This window comes from Paenibacillus cisolokensis (assembly GCF_050481165.1).
Classification (GTDB): domain Bacteria; phylum Bacillota; class Bacilli; order Paenibacillales; family Paenibacillaceae; genus Paenibacillus_AH; species Paenibacillus_AH cisolokensis.
In genome coordinates this window covers 1-1,509 of sequence record NZ_JBCNFP010000223.1, presented here as the reverse complement: position 1 = coordinate 1,509, position 1,509 = coordinate 1, and the positions used below count along the sequence as shown (strand labels likewise).

Below are 1,509 nucleotides of genomic sequence, written 5' to 3'. Positions count from 1 at the left end.
ATCGCACTTTCGAAATTCAGGGTAAATTATTTTGTGTAAATGAATTTGAACCAAAAAGCCAAAGTAACTCGGGAAGGCTTTACATGGAGGGGCGGGCATGATAGGCTAAATTGCCTTGGCGATACGAGTTTACGAGTTATCGCCCGATCGCAAGGAATCATGCCCGTAGAGGCTCCATGTCAAGCCTGGCTCGTGGTAGGCGTTATGCAGATAGTTCCACCTGCAGCCGGTCTCCGAAATGGATGGCAAGCTGCGATATACATTCTTTCCAACTTCGAAGCGGCATAGTCCATTTTTTGGATGCGTCTATCGTGGCAAGATAGATAATTTTCCGCAAGGCATCATCCGATGGATAAGCCGTTTTTGTTTTCGTTACTTTTCGAAGTTGGCGGTGATACCCCTCGATGATATTGGTCGTATAGATCATTCTGCGTATTTCCGCCGGATAGCTGAAGTAAGCCGTTAGCTCGATCCAGTTATTCTCCCAGGAGCGAATGATGATCGGGTACTTCTTGCCCCATTTCTCTTTGAAAGCAGCGAATGCCGTTTCAGCCTCTTCTAGCGTAAGAGCTTGATACACTTTTTTTAAATCAGCCAAGACGGCGCGTTCTTCCTTGAAAGGCACGTATTTCATCGAATTGCGAATCTGATGAATGACGCACAATTGAATCTGCGTTCGAGGAAATGCTGCGTTAATCGCCTCCGAAAAGCCCGACAGACCGTCCTTACACGCGATCAGTATATCTTCAACACCGCGGCTTTTTAATTCTGTACAGACGTTTAACCAGAAGCTGGCGCTCTCGTGCTCGCCGATCCAAATGCCAAGAATATCCTTCTGTCCAGCCATATTGATGCCCAGAACGCTGTATGCCGCCTTGTTGATGATACGGCTGTCCTGACGAACCTTGAAATGAATCGCGTCTAAAAACACGATAGGATAGACCCTTTCAAGTGGTCTGGACTGCCACTCCGAAACCAGTGGCATGATCTTATCGGTAACCTTACTGATCATTGTAGGAGACACGTCGATTCCATACAGATCCTTCATATGGTCCTCAATGTCACGAGTAGACATGCCTTTTGCATATAAACCGATAATCTGTTCCTCTAAGCCGTTGACGCTCGTTTCGTGCTTTTTAACGACTTGAGGCTCAAACTCACTGTTTCGATCACGCGGAACGTTCAGTTCGGTGTTACCAAATTTCGTTTTGATCGTTTTCTTGCTGTAACCATTGCGGCTATTTCCCGTGTTGTCACCGTCAGAACTATGCTTGCTGTAACCTAAGTGTTCATCCATCTCCGCTTCAAACAGTTGCTGAATCGTATCCTTAAACAGGTTCTTCAGCATCTCGTGAACATCTTCGACCGTTCGGCAATCTTTCGCCAATTCCTTGATCGTCTTGTCTTTCATGTCTTGCATAAATGATCATCTCCTTAATGGGAAGTTTAACCATTTACACAAAACTTTTTACGTCCTCGCCTTGATCGTTCTCCAAACAAAAGAGATAT

General features: G+C 45.5%; 1 protein-coding gene. It reads right to left on the bottom strand.

From position 1 onward, the window contains the following. Positions 1-202: 202 nt before the first annotated feature. Positions 203-1,420 (bottom strand): IS256 family transposase, encoded by a 1,218-nt coding sequence (locus tag ABEV74_RS23230; protein ID WP_430150131.1) that lies wholly within the window; start codon positions 1,418-1,420, stop codon positions 203-205. Between the last annotated feature and the right edge of the window lie 89 nt (positions 1,421-1,509).

Bases quoted from the DNA above. Each gene is read 5' to 3' on its own strand.
- ABEV74_RS23230 (WP_430150131.1), bottom strand. From the start codon at position 1,420: ATGCAAGACATGAAAGACAAGACGATCAAGGAATTGGCGAAAGATTGC.